At 72.8% G+C, this 17,911-nt stretch carries 13 protein-coding genes and 1 tRNA gene; 8 read left to right on the forward strand and 6 right to left on the reverse strand.

Translation table 11 applies throughout. The features are described 5' to 3' along the window. The first annotated feature begins 73 nt into the window (after positions 1-73). From carA to ET526_RS07510, 6 genes are all read left to right on the forward strand, one after another. A complete protein-coding gene (gene carA / locus ET526_RS07485) occupies positions 74-1,468 on the forward strand; it encodes a glutamine-hydrolyzing carbamoyl-phosphate synthase small subunit (RefSeq protein ID WP_135467067.1) in 1,395 nt (464 codons plus the stop codon). Positions 1,469-1,473: 5 nt separating this feature from the next. After that, positions 1,474-2,232 (forward strand): SDR family NAD(P)-dependent oxidoreductase, encoded by a 759-nt coding sequence (locus tag ET526_RS07490; protein ID WP_135467068.1) that lies wholly within the window; start codon positions 1,474-1,476, stop codon positions 2,230-2,232. A gap of 11 nt (positions 2,233-2,243) precedes the next feature. Beyond that, positions 2,244-2,870 (forward strand): LysE family translocator, encoded by a 627-nt coding sequence (locus ET526_RS07495; protein WP_135467069.1) that lies wholly within the window; start codon positions 2,244-2,246, stop codon positions 2,868-2,870. 36 nt (positions 2,871-2,906) lie between these two features. Beyond that, a complete protein-coding gene (gene carB / locus ET526_RS07500; RefSeq protein ID WP_135467070.1) occupies positions 2,907-6,152 on the forward strand; it encodes a carbamoyl-phosphate synthase large subunit in 3,246 nt (1,081 codons plus the stop codon). 117 nt (positions 6,153-6,269) lie between these two features. Next, positions 6,270-6,743: a transcription elongation factor GreA gene (greA, locus tag ET526_RS07505; protein ID WP_135467071.1), complete on the forward strand. Its 474-nt coding sequence runs from the start codon at positions 6,270-6,272 to the stop codon at positions 6,741-6,743. Positions 6,744-6,749: 6 nt separating this feature from the next. After that, entirely contained in the window at positions 6,750-8,000 is a 1,251-nt protein-coding gene (locus ET526_RS07510; RefSeq protein ID WP_135467072.1) for a threonine ammonia-lyase, read from the forward strand. Positions 8,001-8,128: 128 nt separating this feature from the next. Here the strand turns inward: ET526_RS07510 and ET526_RS07515 are convergent, their stop codons facing one another. Continuing rightward, complete coding sequence (locus ET526_RS07515) at positions 8,129-9,082, reverse strand: lipid A deacylase LpxR family protein (RefSeq protein ID WP_158295520.1); 954 nt, start codon at positions 9,080-9,082, stop codon at positions 8,129-8,131. A 132-nt stretch (positions 9,083-9,214) separates the two neighbouring features. Here ET526_RS07515 and ET526_RS07520 point away from each other — a divergent pair. Beyond that, a tRNA-Ser gene (locus tag ET526_RS07520) sits at positions 9,215-9,304 on the forward strand. A 43-nt stretch (positions 9,305-9,347) separates the two neighbouring features. Here the strand turns inward: ET526_RS07520 and ET526_RS07525 are convergent. From ET526_RS07525 to ET526_RS07540, 4 genes are all read right to left on the reverse strand, one after another. Then, complete coding sequence (locus ET526_RS07525) at positions 9,348-11,849, reverse strand: response regulator (RefSeq protein ID WP_135467074.1); 2,502 nt, start codon at positions 11,847-11,849, stop codon at positions 9,348-9,350. Further along, on the reverse strand, positions 11,846-12,310 hold the full coding sequence (locus tag ET526_RS07530; RefSeq protein WP_135467075.1) for a response regulator: 465 nt from the start codon (positions 12,308-12,310) through the stop codon (positions 11,846-11,848). The genes ET526_RS07525 and ET526_RS07530 overlap by 4 nt, the downstream gene beginning before the upstream one ends. Before the next feature lie 103 nt (positions 12,311-12,413). Then, complete coding sequence (locus ET526_RS07535; RefSeq protein WP_135467076.1) at positions 12,414-14,687, reverse strand: ATP-binding protein; 2,274 nt, start codon at positions 14,685-14,687, stop codon at positions 12,414-12,416. After that, the gene (locus ET526_RS07540; RefSeq protein ID WP_135467077.1) at positions 14,684-15,322 is read right to left on the reverse strand and encodes a biliverdin-producing heme oxygenase; all 639 of its coding nucleotides are present in this window, start codon (positions 15,320-15,322) and stop codon (positions 14,684-14,686) included. The genes ET526_RS07535 and ET526_RS07540 overlap by 4 nt, the downstream gene beginning before the upstream one ends. A gap of 301 nt (positions 15,323-15,623) precedes the next feature. On the opposite strand from ET526_RS07540, the gene ET526_RS07545 reads away from it, so the two are divergent. Beyond that, positions 15,624-16,598, forward strand: coding sequence for a pirin family protein (locus ET526_RS07545; protein ID WP_135467078.1), 975 nt, complete (start codon positions 15,624-15,626; stop codon positions 16,596-16,598). Between the two features lie 54 nt (positions 16,599-16,652). Here ET526_RS07545 and ET526_RS07550 read toward each other — a convergent pair whose 3' ends face one another. Then, on the reverse strand, positions 16,653-17,717 hold the full coding sequence (locus tag ET526_RS07550) for a glycosyltransferase family 4 protein (RefSeq protein ID WP_135467079.1): 1,065 nt from the start codon (positions 17,715-17,717) through the stop codon (positions 16,653-16,655). Positions 17,718-17,911: the final 194 nt, after the last annotated feature.

The following is a 17,911-nucleotide window of genomic DNA, read 5'->3' on the forward strand; positions in this document are numbered from 1 at the left end:
CCGCGGACGGGAAACGCTTTCCGGACCCATCAGGCGGCTTGTATTGGGAAATATTTTCCCACATAGTGGGGCCATGCGGACGGTCGAGGACATCATCGCCCTGCTCGGCGGCCCGGAGGCCGCGGCGCAGCGCTGCGGCATCGGCACCGAGGCGGTGCGCAAATGGCGCCAGGCCCGCGCCATCCCGCCGAGGCACTGGCCGGCGATCCTCGCCGCCACCGGCCTCTCCCTCTCCGACCTTCCCGGCGCCCCCGTTGCGGAGACCCCTGCCCCCATGGCCCATCCGGACAGCCCCCCCGACGGCACGGCCCCCACCCGCGCACCCGACGGCGCGACCGCCTGCCTCGTGCTCGGCGACGGCACGGTGCTCTGGGGGGTGGGGTTCGGCGCCCACGCCACCACGGTGGGGGAGGTCTGCTTCAACACCGGCATGACCGGCTACCAGGAGACGCTGACCGACCCCTCCTATGCCGGGCAGATCATCACCTTCACCTTCCCGCACATCGGCAATGTCGGCGCCAACCCCGAGGACATCGAGGCGACGACGCCGGCCGCCCGCGGCCTCGTGGTCCGGCAGGACCTGACCGAGCCCTCCAACTGGCGCGCCACCCGCCACCTCGACGACTGGCTGAAATCCCATGGCGTCCCCGGCATCGCCGGGGTAGACACCCGCGCGCTGACCGCCCGCATCCGCGACGGCGGTCCGCCCAACGGCGTGCTCTGCTTCCCCCCGGACCGGCGCTTCGACATCGGGGCGCTGCGGGCCCGGGCCGCTGCCTGGCCCGGCCTCGAGGGCATGGACCTCGCCCGCGAGGTCTCCTGCCGCCAGTCCTACCGCTGGGACGAGACGGAATGGGCCTGGCCGCAGGGCTACGGCCGCCAAGCCGCGCCGCGGCACAGGGTGGTCGCCGTGGATTACGGCGCCAAGCGCAACATCCTGCGCTGCCTCGCCTCCGCCGGCCTCGACGTCACCGTGGTGCCGGCGACCGCGACGGCGGAGGAGATCCTGCGCCACGCGCCCGACGGCGTGTTCCTCTCGAACGGTCCCGGCGACCCGGCCGCCACCGCCGAATACGCCGTGCCCGCCATCCGCGGCGTGCTGGAGAAGCGGGTGCCGCTGTTCGGCATCTGCCTCGGCCACCAGCTCCTCGCCCTGGCGCTCGGGGCCAGGACCTACAAGCTCGACCGCGGGCATCGCGGCGCCAACCAGCCGGTGAAGGACCTCGCCACCGGCCGGGTCGAGATCACCAGCCAGAATCACGGCTTCGCGGTGGATGAGAAGACGCTGCCCGCGGGCGTGCGGGCGACGCATGTCTCGCTGTTCGACGGCTCGAACGAGGGGCTGGCCTGCGAGGACCTGCCGGCCTTCTCCGTGCAGTACCATCCGGAGGCCGCGCCGGGCCCTTCCGACAGCCGCCACCTGTTCCACCGCTTCGTGGAGCTGATCGAGAAGCACAAGGGAGGATAGCGGGCATGTTCGACCTCACCGGCCGCGTCGGCCTCGTCACCGGCGGCAATGGCGGAATCGGCCTCGGCCTCGCGCGTGGCCTGGCCAGGGCGGGCGCCGCCGTGATGGTCGCCGGCCGCGACGCCGCGAAGAACGCGGCCGCCGTCGCCGAGCTCCGCGCCCTCGGCGCCGAGGCGGAGGCGGTGATGGTGGACGTCACCTCCGCCGACAGCGTCGCCGCCATGGTGGCGCGCACGGTGGAGCGCTTCGGCCGGCTCGACATCCTGGTCAACAATGCCGGCACCAACATCCGCAACCGGCCCGAGGTCTACCGGCCGGAGGACTGGCACACGGTGCTCGCCACCAACCTGACCAGCACCATGCTGGCGAGCCAGGCGGCCTGGCCGCACCTGAAGGGAGGCGGGCACGGGCGCGTCATCAACAACGGCTCCATGCTCTCGATCTTCGGCCTGCCCCTGCACGCCGCCTACGGCGCCTCGAAGGGCGGGGTGGTGCAGCTCACGAAGTCGCTCGCCGTCGCCTGGGCGGCGGACGGCATCACCGTGAACTGCATCCTGCCCGGCTGGATCGACACGGAGCTGACGCGCAAGGCGCGGCGCGACATGCCGGCGCTGCACGACAACGTGCTGGCCCGCACGCCGAAGGGCCGCTGGGGCGACCCGGCGGATTTCGAGGGCATCGCCGCCTTCCTCGCCTCCGATGCCGCCGCCTTCATCACCGGCGTCGCGATCCCGGTGGACGGCGGCTTCTCGATCCAGGGCTGAGCGGAAGCGCCATGCCCTCCGCGGAGACGCTGCTGGTCTTCGCCGCCCTCTCGCTCGGCCTTGCGCTGACGCCGGGGCCGAACATGCTCTACCTCGTCTCGCGCGCGCTGGCGCAGGGCACGGGGATGGTGTCGCTGCTCGGCTGCCAGGCGGGATCGCTCGCCATCATGCTGGCGGCCGCGGCGGGCATCACCGCGGCGCTGCTGGCGATCCCGCACGCCTGGGACGTGCTGCGCCTGGCCGGCGCCGCCTACCTCGCCTTCCTCGCCTGGCAGTGCCTGCGCCCGGGCGGGCGGCCGCTCTTCGCCCCGCGGCCGCTGCCGCGCGAGCCGGCCGCGCGGCTGTTCGGCATCGGCCTCGCCACCGCGGCGCTGAACCCGAAGGTGGCGCCGTTCTACATGGCGGCGCTGCCGCCCTTCCTCGACCCGGTCCGCGGCGACGTGTTCCTGCAGGGGATGGTGCTCGGCGCGGTGCAGATCGGCGTCGCCGTCCTGTTCGACGCGCTGCTCGTGCTCGGCGCCGCGGGCGTGGCGCGCTTCCTCGGCGCGCGGCCCGGCTGGATGGCCGCCCAGCGCTGGCTGCTCGGCGGCGCGCTGGCGCTGCTCGCGGCGAGGCTCGCGGCCGAAAGCCGCCCCTGACCCCCACCCTTCCGCCGCCCGACACGGACGATCCCCATGCCCAAGCGCACCGACCTCCGCTCCATCCTCATCATCGGCGCCGGCCCGATCGTCATCGGCCAGGCCTGCGAGTTCGACTATTCCGGCGCCCAGGCCTGCAAGGCGCTGCGCGCCGAGGGCTACCGCGTCATCCTGGTGAACTCCAACCCGGCGACGATCATGACCGACCCGGGCCTCGCGGACGCCACCTACATCGAGCCGATCACGCCCGAGATCGTCGAGAAGATCATCGCCAGGGAACGGCCTGACGCGCTGCTGCCGACCATGGGCGGGCAGACGGCGCTGAACACGGCGATGAAGCTCGCCGCCTCCGGCGCGCTGGAGAAGCACGGCTGCGAGCTGATCGGCGCGAAGGCCGAGGTGATCGACAAGGCCGAGGACCGGCAGAAATTCCGCGACGCCATGGCGAGGATCGGCATCGAGAGCCCGCGCAGCGCCATCGCCCACTCGATGGCGGAGGCCTGGGCGGCGCTCGACCTGGTGAAGCTCCCCTGCGTCATCCGCCCCTCCTTCACCCTCGGCGGCACGGGCGGCGGCATCGCCTACAACCGCGAGGAGTTCGAGCAGATCGTCTCCGCCGGCCTCGCCGCCTCCATGACCACCGAGGTGCTGATCGAGGAGAGCGTGCTGGGGTGGAAGGAGTTCGAGATGGAGGTGGTCCGCGACCGCGCGGACAACTGCATCATCGTCTGCTCCATCGAGAACCTGGACCCGATGGGGGTGCACACCGGCGATTCCGTCACCGTGGCGCCGGCGCTGACGCTGACGGACAAGGAGTACCAGCGCATGCGCGACGCCTCCATCGCCTGCCTGCGCGAGATCGGGGTGGACACCGGCGGGTCGAACGTGCAGTTCGCCATCAACCCCGCCGATGGGCGCATGGTGATCATCGAGATGAACCCGCGCGTCTCGCGCAGTTCGGCCCTCGCCTCGAAGGCCACCGGCTTTCCCATCGCCAAGGTCGCGGCCAAGCTCGCCGTCGGCTACACGCTGGACGAGCTGAAGAACGACATCACCCGCGTGACGCCGGCGAGCTTCGAGCCCACCATCGACTACGTGGTGGTGAAGATCCCCCGCTTCACCTTCGAGAAATTCCCCGGCACGCCGGCGACGCTGACCACCTCCATGAAGTCGGTCGGCGAGGCGATGGCGATCGGCCGCAGCTTCGCCGAGGCCCTGCAGAAGGGGCTGCGCAGCCTGGAGACCGGCCTCTCCGGCCTCGACGAGATCCCCGCCCCCGGCGACGGCAGCGCCGAGGCCTTCCACGCCGCGCTGGCGACGCCACAGCCCGACCGGGTACTGATGGCGGCGCAGGCGATGCGCGCCGGCGTCTCGCTCGAGGAGATCCACGAGGCATGCCGGTTCGATCCGTGGTTCCTGCGCGAGATCCGCCGCATCGTCCGCGCCGAGCAGGAGGTGAAGGCGCAGGGCCTGCCGCAGTCGGCTGCCGCGCTGCGCCGCCTCAAGGCCCTCGGCTTCTCCGACCGGCGCCTCGCCCAGCTCACCGGCGCGCGGGAGGCGGAGGTGGCGGCGCTGCGTGCCCGCCTCGGCGTGCAGCCCGTCTACAAGCGCATCGACACCTGCGCGGCCGAGTTCGCCTCCGAGACCCCCTACATGTACTCGACCTACGAGGGCGGGTTCGGCGCCCCGGAGTGCGAAAGCCGTCCCACGGAGCGGCGGAAGGTCGTCATCCTCGGCGGCGGGCCAAACCGCATCGGCCAGGGCATCGAGTTCGACTACTGCTGCGTGCACGCCGCCTACGCGCTGAAGGAGGCCGGGTTCGAGACCGTCATGGTCAACTGCAACCCGGAGACGGTCTCGACCGACTACGACACCTCCGACCGCCTCTACTTCGAACCGCTGACGGCCGAGGACGTGATCGCGCTGATCCGCAAGGAGCAGGAGAGGGGCGAGCTGCTCGGCTGCATCGTGCAGTACGGCGGCCAGACGCCGCTCAAGCTCTCCCAGGCGCTGCACCGGGCCGGCATCCCGATCCTCGGCACCTCGGCCGAGGCGATCGACATCGCCGAGGACCGCGAGCGCTTCCAGCAGCTCCTGCGCGGCCTCGGCCTGAAGCAGCCGCAGAACGGCACCGCGCGCAGCCTGGAGGAGGCGGTGGCGGAGGCCGAGCGCATCGGCTACCCGGTGGTGGTGCGCCCCTCCTACGTGCTTGGCGGCCGCGCCATGGAGATCGCGCACAACCGCGACCAGCTCCTGCGCTTCGGCCAGGAGGCGGTGCGCGTCTCGGGCGACAACCCGATCCTGATCGACCAGTATCTCGCCGACGCGATCGAGGTGGATGTGGACTGCATCGCGGACGGCACCGGTGCCGTCTACGTCGCCGGGGTGATGGAGCACATCGAGGAGGCGGGCATCCATTCCGGCGATTCCGCCTGCTCGCTGCCGCCCTACTCGCTGCCGCCCGCCATCGTCACCGAACTCAAGGCGGAGACGGAGGCGATGGCCCGCGCCCTGAAGGTGAAGGGCCTGATGAACGTGCAGTACGCGGTGAAGGATGGGGAGATCTTCGTGCTCGAGGTCAATCCCCGCGCCTCCCGCACCGTGCCCTTCGTCGCCAAGGCGACCGGCGTTCCGGTGGCGAAGATCGGCGCCCGGGTCATGGCCGGCGCGCGCCTCGCCGAGTTCGGCCTCGACGACGATGCGGTCTATCGCCACGTGGCGGTGAAGGAGGCGGTGTTCCCCTTCAGCCGCTTCCCGAACGTGGACGTGATCCTCGGCCCGGAGATGAAGTCCACCGGCGAGGTTATGGGCCTCGACGCCTCCTTCGAGCGCGCCTTCCTGAAGTCCCAGCTCGGCGCCGGGGTGAGGCTGCCGGAGGCCGGCACCGCCTTCATCTCGGTGAAGGACGCCGACAAGGCCGCCGCCGTGGTGCTGGCGCGGCGGCTGGTGGAGATGGGCTTCGCCGTCGCGGCGACGCGCGGCACCGCGGCGCGGCTGCGCGAGGCCGGGCTGCCCTGCCAGGTGGTGAACAAGGTGCTGGAGGGCCGCCCGCACTGCGTGGACGCCATCAAGTCGGGCGAGATCCAGCTCGTGATCAACACCACGGCCGGCGGGCAGTCGGTGACGGACAGCTTCGACATCCGCCGCTCCGCCCTCACCCACGGGGTGCCCCACTACACCACCATCGCGGGCGCCCGGGCGGCCGTGCACGCCATCGCGGCGCTGCGCGCCGGGACCCTTGATGTGGCTCCGCTCCAGGCCTATTTTGACCGATCATTCTGAAAAGCGCGGGGGTTGCCGGAACCGGCCCCCCGCCCTTGTCGTTTCCCCCGCCGCCATAATGGGCCCGCTGCCGGATCGGTGACGGGGGCAGTCGAGGATACGAAGGAAGGGTCTGCCGTGCAGAAGTTCCCCATGACCGCCGAGGGTCTGGCGAAGCTTGAGGAGGAGCTGAAGCAGCTCAAGACCGAGGAGCGCCCGGCCGTCATCCGCGCGATCGCGGAGGCCCGCGCGCATGGCGACCTTTCGGAAAATGCCGAGTACCACGCCGCGCGCGAGCGTCAGTCCTTCATCGAGGGCCGTATCGCCGAGCTCGAGGCCATCATTCCGGCCGCCGAGGTGATCGACGTCTCCCGGCTCTCCGGCGACCAGGTGAAGTTCGGCGCCCGCGTCACCATCCTCGACGAGGAGACCGAGGAGCAGAAGACCTACCGCATCGTCGGCGCGCACGAGGCCGACATGAAGGAAGGCTCCATCTCCATCTCCTCTCCGCTCGCCAAGGCGCTGATCGGGCGCAAGGTCGGCGACTCCGTCGAGGTGCCCGCCCCGGGCGGCGCGCGCGCCTACGAGATCACCGACGTCCGGTACGGCTAGCCCGCCGTGCCCCCCCGCGGACTCGCCCCGGCGCTCGCCGAGCCGCCGGCGGCCGCGCCTGTCACCCTCGCCGAGGTGCGGGCCGCCGCCGAGCGCATCCGCGGCGCCGTGCTGCGCACGCCGACGCTGTTCTCGGACGCCGTCTCGCGCGTCGCCGGCAGCAGGGTCTGGCTGAAGCTCGACAACCTGCAGCCGACCGGCGCCTTCAAGGAGCGCGGCGCCGCCAACCGCATCGCGCTGCTCACGCCGCGCGAGCGCGCGGCGGGCGTGATCGCCATGTCCGCAGGCAACCATGCCCAGGCGGTGGCGCGCCACGCGAGCCTCGCCGGCATCGCCGCCACCATCGTCATGCCCCGCTTCACCCCCGCCACCAAGGTGGTGCGTACGGAGGGCTGGGGCGCGCGCGTGGTGCTGCACGGCGAGACGCTGGCCGAGGCCGCGGCGCATGCGCACGAGCTCGCGCTGCGCGACGGCCTCACCTTCATCCATCCCTACGACGATCCGGGCGTGATCGCGGGCCAGGGCACGCTTGCCCTCGAGATGCTGGAGGACGCGCCGGAGACCGACACACTGGTCATCCCGGTCGGTGGCGGCGGCATGCTCGCCGGCTGCGCTGCCGCGGTGCGCGAGCTGCGCCCCGATGTCGCGATCTTCGGCGTGGAGGTGGAGGGCTATCCCGCCATGTGGCAGCGTCTGCACGGGCTGCCGGTGCAGGTGGGCGGCCCGACCATCGCCGAGGGCATCGCCGTGCGCGACATCGGCGAGGTGCCGATGGCGCTGATCCGCCGCCTCGGCATCGAGGTGCTGGTGGTGCCGGAACGCGCGGTGGAGCAGGCGATCGCCCTGCTCGCCGAGGGCGCCAAGGTGGTGGCGGAGGGCGCCGGCGCCGCCGGGCTCGCCGCCCTCCTCGCCTTTCCCGAGCGCTTCGCCGGCCGCGCTGTGGGCACGCCGGTGTGCGGCGGCAACATAGACGCGCGCATTTTGGCGAACGTGCTGCTGCGCCAGCTCCTGCGCGACGGGCGCATCCTGCGCCTGCACCTCTCCATTCCCGATCGCCCGGGCGTGCTGGCCGATATCGCGGCGCGCGTCGCCGCTGCCGGCGGCAACGTGATCGAGGTGAGCCACCAGCGCCTCTTCGCCGCGCCCTCGGTGCAGAGCGCCGAGCTCGAGCTGATGATCGAGGTGCGGGACGCCGCCCAGGGGGCGGCGATCATCGCGGCGCTGGAGGCGGGGGATTACGTGGTGCGGCGCGGCTGAGGGCCGGCCGCGCCGCCTGTCCTCCGCGGGTCGCGCGCGCCGTTGGCGGATCCGCCTGCCAGGGTCGCGCCTGGGGCGGAGCGCGGAGGGCTGGAGCCGCTTCCGCGGCTGCCTGGACGGAAACGGTCCTAGAACGCGATCGCCAGGGAGATGGATCCGAACTGGTGCGGCCTCGTCTGGCCGACGAATTCCTTGCTGCGCCAGTCATGGGTATAGCTGAGCCGGATGTTGCGCCAGAACACCGAGGCGCCGAGCTCCAGATCGCCCACGAAGGGGCGGTGATCCACCGAGGGGCTGTCCCGCCAGGTGTTGCCCGCGAGGAACACGTCACGCGCGACCGCACGTCCCCCGGCGCCGGCGAACAGATACCAGCCGAAGCCCTCGCCGATCGGCGCGGGCGCGTCGGCGATCGCGGGCCGGATGCGCGCCGGGCCGAAATCGCGCTCCAGCCCCTGGCCGATGCGCAGCCGCGCTCCCAGGGCGGCATAGATCTGCACGGTCCCCGCGGCCAGGGTCGCCGCCGGCAACGCGTCGATGCTCAGCCCCCCCGGCAGGGTCGCCATGCCGACCCGCCAGATCCGCTCCCAGCTCAGGTTCAGCGCGGGCTCGTCGCGCAGCTGGTATCCCCAGCCGCGGGCCTTCGGGTCGCCGAGGATGCGGTGCACGACATCCTGCGTGCCCCTCGCCAGCGCGCTCGGGCCGATCACGCCCGCCTGCACCGAGAAGCGGTCGAGGTGGTGCTGCGTGCGCCGATCGAGGCTGAGTTCGAGGAACAGGTGGCCGGCATAGGGACGGTCGCGCGGGTCGGGCAGGCGCGCCCGCTTGTTCACCGGGGTGAACATCGTCTGGCCCAGCGCCAGGCCCCACCGCGCCCTCGCCGGCCCGAACACGCCTTCCGCCTGCCGGTCCAGCCAGAGCAGGGGTGATGGCAGCCTCTCCTCCGCGGAGTGCCAGGAGAGGCGGAAGCCGTTCGTGTACCAGCGGTCCGTATCCCCGGCATAGGCATCGTTCTCGGTGATGATCCCGATGGTCTGGCGTGTGTCCGGCGACGGCAGGCCCTGCCCGGACGCGGCCACGGGCATCAGCGCGACGCCTGCCAGCAGAAAGGCGGCACGAAGGCACATCCTTTGTTTTCCCTGAATTCTTGGTAAAGAGGTAAAGAGGTCGGACCTTTCCCTCAGGCGAAAGGCCTCGCTTGCAAAATGGCACAGTCCGGATGGGTGGCCGAGTGGTTTAAGGCACCGGTCTTGAAAACCGGCGTAGGAGTCCTCCTACCGTGGGTTCGAATCCCACCCCATCCGCCACGGCGCTGCCGGAGGCTGCGGCAGCGCAGGCCCATCCGCCCGTTCAGCCATCGCCGGCGGCGGAAGCACGCCTGCCGCCCGGGGCGTGGGAGGCGCCCATTGCCGGGAAGGCCGCCTCCGCCCGGGCGGGCGGGCAGGTCCGGCCGGCCAGCAGCGCCGCGACGCGGTCGGCGATGTCGCCGGGCGAGGCCGGCTTGCGGCCGAGCGCGAAGGGGCCTCCCCCCGCCGCCTCGCCATGGACCAGCGCCGCGACATCGTTGACATAGCCGGTGAGCAGCAGGACCGGCAGGCCGGCATGGCGGCGCCGCGCCTCCCGGATCAGGGAGAGGCCGTCCACCCCGGGCATGGCGAGGTCGGTGACCAGGAGATCGAAGGGCGCGGTCCCGTCGAGGCGGTCCAGCGCCGTCGCCCCGCCTTCCGCCTCGACGACGTCGTAGCCCCGCTCGCGCAGGGCCGCGGCGAGAACCGTGCGCACCGCCGGCTCGTCATCGACCAGCAGGATGCGACAGGCGGTGGCGGGAGCGGCTGGAACCGCCTCGCCGAGGCCGGGCGCCTGCGCCACCTCCTCCGTCGCCTGCGGCAGCCAGAGGCTCACCTTCGTCCCCCGCCCCGGCGCGCTCTCGAGGGCGAGGGCGCCGCCGGACTGCTCGGCAAAGCCCTTGGCCATGGCCAGCCCGAGCCCCGTGCCCTTCCCCTGGGGCTTGGTGGTGAAGAAGGGCTCGGCCGCGCGCGCCAGCACCTCGGGCGCCATGCCCTCGCCCGTGTCGCTCACCATGATGCGGAGATAGGCGCCGGGCGCGAGGCCCGGCGGGACCTGACCCGCCTCGGCGCCGGCGATCTCCTCGGCGGCGACCGTCAGGGTCAGGGTTCCGCCGCGCGGCATGGCGTCGCGGGCATTGGCCGCCAGGTTGACGAGGACCGCTTCGAGCTGCCCGCGATCGGCCTGCAGCGGCGGCACTCCGGGAGGCACCTCGGCCTCGACCCTGATGGTCCCGCCGAGCGTGTGCGCCAGCACCTCGCGCAGCCCGAGGAGGAGTTCCGCCGTGTCCACCGCCTCGGCGCGCAGCAGCGTGTCGCGCCGCGCGAAGGCAAGCAGGCGGCGGGCCACCGATGCCCCCCGCTCCGCCGCCTCCACCACCAGCGTGGCGAACTTGACCACGGCCTCCGCATCCGTGGGCCGGCGCAGGATCATGCGGGCGCCGCCCAGCACGGCCTGCAGCACGTTGTTGAAGTCGTGCGCGACGCCGCCGGCGAGCTGGCCCAGCGCCTCCATCTTCTGCGCCTGGCGGAGGCGGTCCTCGGTCTCGGCCAGCCGCGCCTCCTGCCGCAGCCGGTCGGTGACGTCGCGCCCGTATTTCAGGGCGCCGATCCGGCGGCCGTCGCGGTCGCGCAACACGCTGAAGCGGAACTCGTAGCGTGGCGTCTCCGGCGCCTCCGGGCCGAAGGGCTCGATGACGCTGAACTCCTCCCCGGACAGGGCCCGCCTCCAGAGCGCCTCGATCCTCGCGCGCTGGGGCTGCGGCAGGAGGGAAAGCATCCCGGGCAGGCTGTCCCCGACCCCGGGGCGGATGCCGTAGCCGCGCTCGAGCGCCTGCGCGCAGGCGCGGTTGATGGCCATGAAGCGCCCCTCGAGGTCGAGCGCGCAGATCGCCGCATCGGTGGTCTCGAAGATGTCGGCCCAGACCTTGCGCTCGGCCAGCGCCTCGCCGACGCGACGCTCCAGCGCCTGCTTGTCCTGCCGCAGCACCTCCTCGGCGCGCCGGCGCTCGGTGACGTCGAGGGAGACGCCCGCCAGCTCCCGCCCCGCCGCCCCGAGGCGGCGGCCTCGCATCTGCACCCAGCGTTCCGGCCCGGACCCGGCGAGGCGGAACTCGATCTCGCACTCCCCGCCCCCGTCGAGGGCGGCGCGCAGGCGGGCCCGGTCCTGCGGATGCGCCGCGCCGAGCAGGTCGTCGAGCCGGAGATCGGAGGTCGGCGCCAGCCCCGTGTGCCGGCGGAACACGGCGCAGGCCCTGAGCACGCCCGAGGCCGGCTCGATCTGCCAGGAGCCGAGGCCCACCGCATTGGCCGCGAGGTGGAAGCGCGTCTCGCTCTCGCGCAGCGCCGCCTCGGCGCGGCGCCGCTCGTCATGCGCGCGCCGCTCGGCCAGCACGCGGTGGACCGCGACGGGCAGGCGGCCAAGGCGGTGCTTCACGACGTAGTCGGCGGCGCCGTCCTTCATCGCCTCCACCGCCGCCTCCTCCCCGAGCGCGCCGGAGACGAAGATGAAGGGCGTGCGCGGCGCCGCCCGCCGCGCCATGGCCAGCGCCTCCAGCCCGTCGAAGCCCGGCAGCGAGTGGTCGGCGAGAATGACATCGTACCCGCCCCGGGCCAGCGCGGCGGCGAGGTCCTCGCGCGTGTCCACCCGCTCGATCTCCGCCACGATCCCCGCGGCGGCCAGCACCTCGGCGACCAGCTCGGCGTCGATCGCACTGTCCTCGAGGTGCAGGATCCGGCAGGGCTCCATGCGCGCCTGCGCGTCCGCGGCGGGGGGGGAAGCGCTCACGGCGCCGGCAGGCTTTCCTGCTGCGGCGGCGCCTCGTTCAGCACCGCCCAGAACACGCCGAGGTCGCGCACCGCCTCCAGGAACTCTCGGTAGCCCACCGGCTTCACCACGAAGGCGTTGACGCCGAGATTGTAGCTCCGCACCAGGTCCTGCTCCTCGCGGGAGGAGGTGAGCATCACCACGGGCAGGGTGCGGGTGTCCGGGTCCTTGCGGATCCGCTCCAGCACCTCGAGCCCGTCGAGCTTCGGCAGCTTGATGTCGAGCAGCACCACCACGGGCAGGCTGCGCCGGGCGCCGACCTCCGAATTGCCGCGCCGGGACAGGTAGTCGAGCGCCTCCACGCCGTCGCGCACCACCACCACCTCGTTGGCGAGGCGGCTCTTCTCGAAGGCCACGAGGGTCAGCTCGATGTCCTTGGGATTGTCCTCGACCAGGAGGATGGGCTTCAGGTCCGGCGGCATGTCTCTCTCCCAAGGCGCCCCCACGCGCCTGCCCGCGAAAGGTGGTGGGGACCTCCGGCACGGCAGGAAGCCGGCGGCCCGAGGCGGACCGGGCGGAGCCGGCTCACTGCCCGGCCTCCCCATCCTCGCCCTCCTGCGCCTCCGCCTCCTCCCTGCGCGGCAGGGTGAAGAAGAAGGTCGCTCCCCGGTCCGGCTCGCCCCTGGCCCATACTCGCCCGCCATGACGCTCCACGATGCGGCGCACATTGGCGAGGCCGATGCCGATCCCCTCGAATTCCTCCATGCGGTGCAGGCGCTGGAACACGCCGAACAGCTTGCCGGCATAGGCCATGTCGAAGCCGGTGCCGTTGTCCTGGACCGAGAAGAGGAATTCCCTCTCGCCAAGCTCGCAGCCCACCGCGATTACCGCCTCGTCCCGCCCCCGGGTGTACTTCACCGCGTTGGACAGCAGGTTCTGGAACACCTGGCGCAGCATCACGGGATCGCCCCGCACCATCGGCAGCGCCCCCACCCGCCAGGTGACGCGCCGTTCCCCGATGTCCTGGGCAAGGCTGCGGATCACCTCGGCCACCAGGACCTCCGTGTCCACCATCGCCCGGTTCAGCCTGGCGCGCCCCATCTGGGAGAAGGCCAGGAGGGCGTCAACCAGCGCGCCGGCATTCTCCGCCGCCTCGGTGATGGTGGCGAGGAAGCGTCGCCCCTTCTCGGACAGCTTGTTCCCCTCCAGCTCCCGCAGCAGCTCGGCGAAGCCGATGATGTGACGGAACGGCGCGCGCAGATCGTGCGAGACCGAGTAGGAGAAGGCGGTCAGCTCCTCATTGATGCGTTCCAGGCGATCGGTCAACGCCGCGCGCTCCTCGGCGTGGCGCAGCACGATGCGCAGGATGGCGGAGCGCAGGTCGCGCGCCGCCTCGATCTCGGCCGCGGACCAGGGCGCCGCCCGCCGGCGCACCGTCTCCTTCCAGATCTCGAAGGACCGCCGGGGGTGCAGCCGGTCGGGGGCGGGCGCGGCCGGCTTGCGCGGATCCCCGCCCCAGGAGACGGTGCGCACGAGCTCCGGCCGGAACCACATCACGTAGCTCGGGTGCAGGCGCGAGACGGGCACCGCCAGCAACCCGCTCGCCCGGTCCGCGATCTCCGCCATCTCCGGCAGTTCGGCGGCGAGGTGGATGGTGTGGAACACCTCCTCCACGCCCCGCTCCGACAGCCAGGCGGCGATGCGCCGCACCGCCGCCTCCGGCGGCGCGCGCCCGACGAGGATGCAGCCCTCCATGGTCAGCACCGCCGCGCCGGTAGCGCCGGCGAGGCCGAGGAGATCGGCCGGTACCGCGGCGAGCCCCTCGGGGAAGCGTGCGCTCATCGCCATGCGGGCGAGCAGCCGCCCCTCCAGCCCCTTCAGCCGCGAGCGCGCCTCCGCATGGGCCGTCGCCTCCTCCGCCGCCACGCGCACCGACAGCATCTGCCCGATCAGGTCGCAGGCATTGCGCAGCGCGAAGGGCACGCGCCGCGGCGCCGCGTGATGGCAGGACAGCAGCCCCCAGAGCCGGTCCTCGCGCAGCAGCGAGATGGACATGGAGGCCGGGGTACCCATGTTGCGCATGTATTCCAGATGCACGGGCGAGACGCTGCGCAGCGTGGCGAAGGTGAGATCGAGCGGCGGCGCCTCCGCCCTCGCGGCGAGGATCGGCACCGGCGCGTAGTCCATGTCGGCGATCAGGCGCTGCGGATTGAGCTCATAGAGCCGGCGGGCCGGCGCCGGGATGTCCGAGGCCGGAAAGCGAAGGCCAAGATAGGAGGGAAGCCGGTCGTTGCGGTCCTCGGCCACCACCACGCCATCCCAGTTCGGCTCGAAGCGGTAGGCGAGGACACGGTCGAAGCCGGTCAGCCGCCGCACCTCGGCCGCGGCCACGGCCGTCAGCTCCTCGATCGAGATGGCCCGCCGCAGGCGGTCGAAGGCGTCGCGGATGGCAGGGTAGAGCGCCTCGGGCGCCACGCCGCCTGCCTGCGAGTCTTCGGGCATGGTCTCGAGTTCCAGCACCACGAAGCCGTCGGGCGAGCGGTGGGCGATCGCCTGGAACGCCTCGCCCGAGGCGCCGCACAAGGGGCCGAGCTGCCGCGCCACGCCGGGGTTGGGCAGCGCCCGCAGCGCCGCCTCGAAGGTCGGTGCCGCCTCCGCGGCAAACAGCTCCGCAAAGCGCCGGCCGAAGGCCTGGGCCGGATCGCGGCCGAGCACCGGCCCCGCAGCCGCGCTGGCATGAGCGAGGCGGAGCTCCCGCGGCTCGAAGGCCAACAGATGGCCATGCGGCTGGATGCTGCCGGGGATGTGGATCGGCTCGCGGTCGCAGGCGGCGAAAGGGTCCTCCGCGTGCACGGTCATGCAGCGGCTCCCGCCTCCGCCAGGGGTGCTGCGACCTGCTCCACGAAGAGGGCGAACACCGCCCGGGCGCGGGGCAGCAGCGCCGCTTCCTCCTTGGGCGCGAGCGGCGTCTCCTCCAGCGCTTCCAGGAAGAGGCGCCACATCCGCCCGCGCTCCTCCCCATAGGGGTCGAGGAAGCGACCACCCCGCTCCCTGCGCAACCCGAGATCGCCCAGGCGGCGAGCCAGGACCGCCCCACCCAGGGTGGCGCCCTCCAGCACGTAGAGCGTGCCCAGCACATCCCCCGCGCGCCAGCCGGCAAGGCCGGGAAAGGGGCGCGGGAGCGGGGCCGGCGGCGGGCCGCCCAGCGCGCGCAGATCGGCCGCGATCAGGGAGGCCTTGCGCCGCCTCGGCCAGTCGGGCAGCAGCGCCTCGGCGCCTGCCGCCTCCAGCGCGCCTTCCAGCGCCGCCTGCAAGGGAGCGATCCGCCGCAGATAGCGGCGGTAGCCGTCGAGGGAAGCGAAGCACCCCGCCGAGTCGAGCAGATGGTCGAGGCGGCGATGGGCCTCGGCGGTGCCCGCCCGCAGGCGGCCGCGCCGCGGCTGCCACGGAGGCGTCCGAGGGATCGGCGGCCGCATCAGGATCCGTGCTGGCATGGCATCCGGAAATGCTGCCGCTTCATCGCTGCACCGCCTCGATACTCGCGCGGGCCGGTTCTTGCGCACATGCGCTTGTCCAGACCAATCAGCAAGTTGTCAACCCGACGCGCCTCCTCGCGGGCAACCCCTCGGCGCGGAGATGGGAGCGGCGGCGATGCGCGCCAGAGGGGGGCCGGAGCGAGGCCGCCTTTCCCGAAGCGGAAGCGGCGCCGCCCGCCGGGCTCCCGATGCCGCGGGGTGACAGGCCGGATGGCGCACCCCACCTGAAGCCCTTGCCGGAGCAGTGCCCGAGGCCCCCATGAGCTGGCAGCCCGCCGAGGACCCCGAATGCCCCTCTACCCCGCCCCGGGGCGTGGAGCTGGTGATCCTGCCGCGCGCCCATGACGTGGGCGGCTTCGAGGTGCGGCGCGCCCTGCCGGCGCGGGAGCGGCAGATGGTCGGCCCCTTCATCTTCTTCGACCAGATGGGGCCGGGCGAGTTCCTCACCGGCCGTGGCCTCGACGTGCGGCCGCACCCGCATATCGGCCTCGCCACCGTCACCTACCTGTTCGAGGGCGAGATCCTGCACCGCGACAGCCTCGGCACCGCCCAGCCGATCCGCCCCGGCGACGTCAACTGGATGACGGCGGGGCGCGGCATCGTCCATTCCGAGCGGACCGACCAGGCGAAGCGGGACCGCATCAACCGCCTGTTCGGCATTCAGAGCTGGGTGGCGCTGCCGCGGCCGGCGGAGGAGACGGCGCCCGCCTTCGCCCACCACGCCGCCGCCGCGCTGCCGGTGGCGGAGGAGGGCGGCCTGCGCCTGCGCCTGATCGCCGGGGAGGCATGGGGGCTGCGCGCCCCGGTCGCCGTCTCCTCGCCGCTGTTCTACGCCGACGCGGCGCTCGCGCCCGGCGCTGCCCTGCCCCTTCCCGAAGGCCACGAGGAGCGCGCGGCCTACATCGTGCAAGGAGAGGCGGAGGTCGCGGGCACCGTCTTCGCGTCAGGGCGGATGCTGCTGTTCCGCGCTGGCGATGCGCTGGCGCTGCGGGCCGGCCCGCAGGGGGCGCGCCTGCTGCTGCTCGGCGGCGCGGCGATGGACGGGCCGCGCTACCTCTTCTGGAACTTCGTCGCCTCCTCCCCCGAGCGGATCGAGCAGGCGAAGGCGGACTGGCGGGAGGGGCGGTTCGGCAAGGTGCCGGGCGACGAGGCGGAGTTCATCCCCCTGCCCGAGGGGCGCACGACGCAGCGCGCGGAGGGCCGGCATGTCGGCGAGGGCTCGCCCACGAGCTGAGGCGGCGCGCCGGGCCGGCCCCCTCCCGGCCGGCCCGGCGCTTTCCCCTGCCCCCTACTCGGCCGCGATCGCCGGCACCCGCGGCAGGGCGGCCGCGCCGGCCAAGGCGCGATAGAGCGCGACGTAGTCCTCCGCCATCCGGCGCGCGGTGAAGCGCTCCTCGAAGCGGCGGCGGATGGCCCCGCGCGAGAGCGCCGGCAGGCGCCGCACCGCCGCCACGGCGGCGTCCACATCGTCCACCACGAAGCCGGTCAGCCCGTCCTCGACCACCTCCGGCACGGAGCCGCGGTTGAAGGCGATGACGGGCGTGCCACAGGCCATCGCCTCGATCATCACCAGCCCGAAGGGCTCGGGCCAGTCGATCGGGAACAGCAGGGCCTGCGCGCCGGACAGGAACGCCGCCTTCTCGGCGTCGCCGATCTCGCCGATGAACTCGACATGGCCCTGCGCCATCAGCGGCCGGATGCGCTCCTCGAAATAGTCGCGGTCCACGCGGTCCACCTTCGCCGCGACCCGGATCGGCAGGCCGGCGCGCGCCGCGATCTCAATCGCGCGGTCCACCCGCTTCTCCGGGGCGATGCGGCCGAGGAAGGCGAGGTAGGAGGGGCTGGCGCCGGGGTGCGGCGCGAGCAGCCGCTCCGGCAGGCCGTGGTGGATGGTGCGCGCCCAGTTCGCCCAGGGCATCGGCGCCCGCTGGGCATCCGAGATGGAGACGAGCGGCGCCCGCGCATGGGCGCGGTAGAGCGGCCAGAGCTCCGGCAGGTCCAGCCGCCCGTGCAGGGTGGTGAGGAAGGGCGTGGGCTGGCGGCCGAACAGGGAGAAGGGCCAGTAGTCGAGGTGGAAGTGCAGCACGTCGAACTCGGCGGCGCGGCGGAACACCTGCTCCAGCATCAGGAAGTGCGGCGCCATGGCGTCGCGCACGCCGGGATCGAGGCGCAACGCGCGCGGGCACATCGCCTCGAGCCGGGCGGAAGTCACCGAATCGCCGCTGGCGAACAGCGTCACGTCATGCCCGAGGGCAACGAGCTCCTCGGTGAGGAAGGAGACGATCCGCTCCGTGCCGCCGTAGAGCAGCGGAGGGACAGCCTCGGTGAGTGGCGCAATCTGCGCGATGCGCATCGGCAATCTCCAGCCCGTGTTGAAGGATTTCGTGATCGGAAACCGTGATACGCCTTGATCGTGCGGGAAGAACGCCACGATTTCGTCGAGAAGATGGCGTTTCGTCCGGGCGAACACGCGGCAGGGCGCGATCACGCGCCTTTGCACCCAACCGAACCGACGGTGTCTGGATGAACGCTATCGTCAGCGATTGC

It is taken from the genome of Crenalkalicoccus roseus, from assembly GCF_004761865.1.
In the GTDB taxonomy this organism is placed as follows: Bacteria; Pseudomonadota; Alphaproteobacteria; order Acetobacterales; family Acetobacteraceae; genus Crenalkalicoccus; species Crenalkalicoccus roseus.

Excerpts from the sequence above, each read along its gene's own strand:
- ET526_RS07540 (WP_135467077.1), bottom strand. The coding sequence starts at position 15,322 with ATGCCAGCACGGATCCTGATGCGGCCGCCGATCCCTCGGACGCCTCCG.
- ET526_RS07545 (WP_135467078.1), top strand. The coding sequence starts at position 15,624 with ATGAGCTGGCAGCCCGCCGAGGACCCCGAATGCCCCTCTACCCCGCCC.
- carB (WP_135467070.1), top strand. The coding sequence starts at position 2,907 with ATGCCCAAGCGCACCGACCTCCGCTCCATCCTCATCATCGGCGCCGGC.
- carA (WP_135467067.1), top strand. The coding sequence starts at position 74 with ATGCGGACGGTCGAGGACATCATCGCCCTGCTCGGCGGCCCGGAGGCC.
- ET526_RS07550 (WP_135467079.1), bottom strand. The coding sequence starts at position 17,717 with ATGCGCATCGCGCAGATTGCGCCACTCACCGAGGCTGTCCCTCCGCTG.
- ET526_RS07490 (WP_135467068.1), top strand. The coding sequence starts at position 1,474 with ATGTTCGACCTCACCGGCCGCGTCGGCCTCGTCACCGGCGGCAATGGC.
- ET526_RS07530 (WP_135467075.1), bottom strand. The coding sequence starts at position 12,310 with ATGCCGCCGGACCTGAAGCCCATCCTCCTGGTCGAGGACAATCCCAAG.
- ET526_RS07515 (WP_158295520.1), bottom strand. The coding sequence starts at position 9,082 with ATGCCCGTGGCCGCGTCCGGGCAGGGCCTGCCGTCGCCGGACACACGC.
- ET526_RS07535 (WP_135467076.1), bottom strand. The coding sequence starts at position 14,687 with ATGACCGTGCACGCGGAGGACCCTTTCGCCGCCTGCGACCGCGAGCCG.
- ET526_RS07495 (WP_135467069.1), top strand. The coding sequence starts at position 2,244 with ATGCCCTCCGCGGAGACGCTGCTGGTCTTCGCCGCCCTCTCGCTCGGC.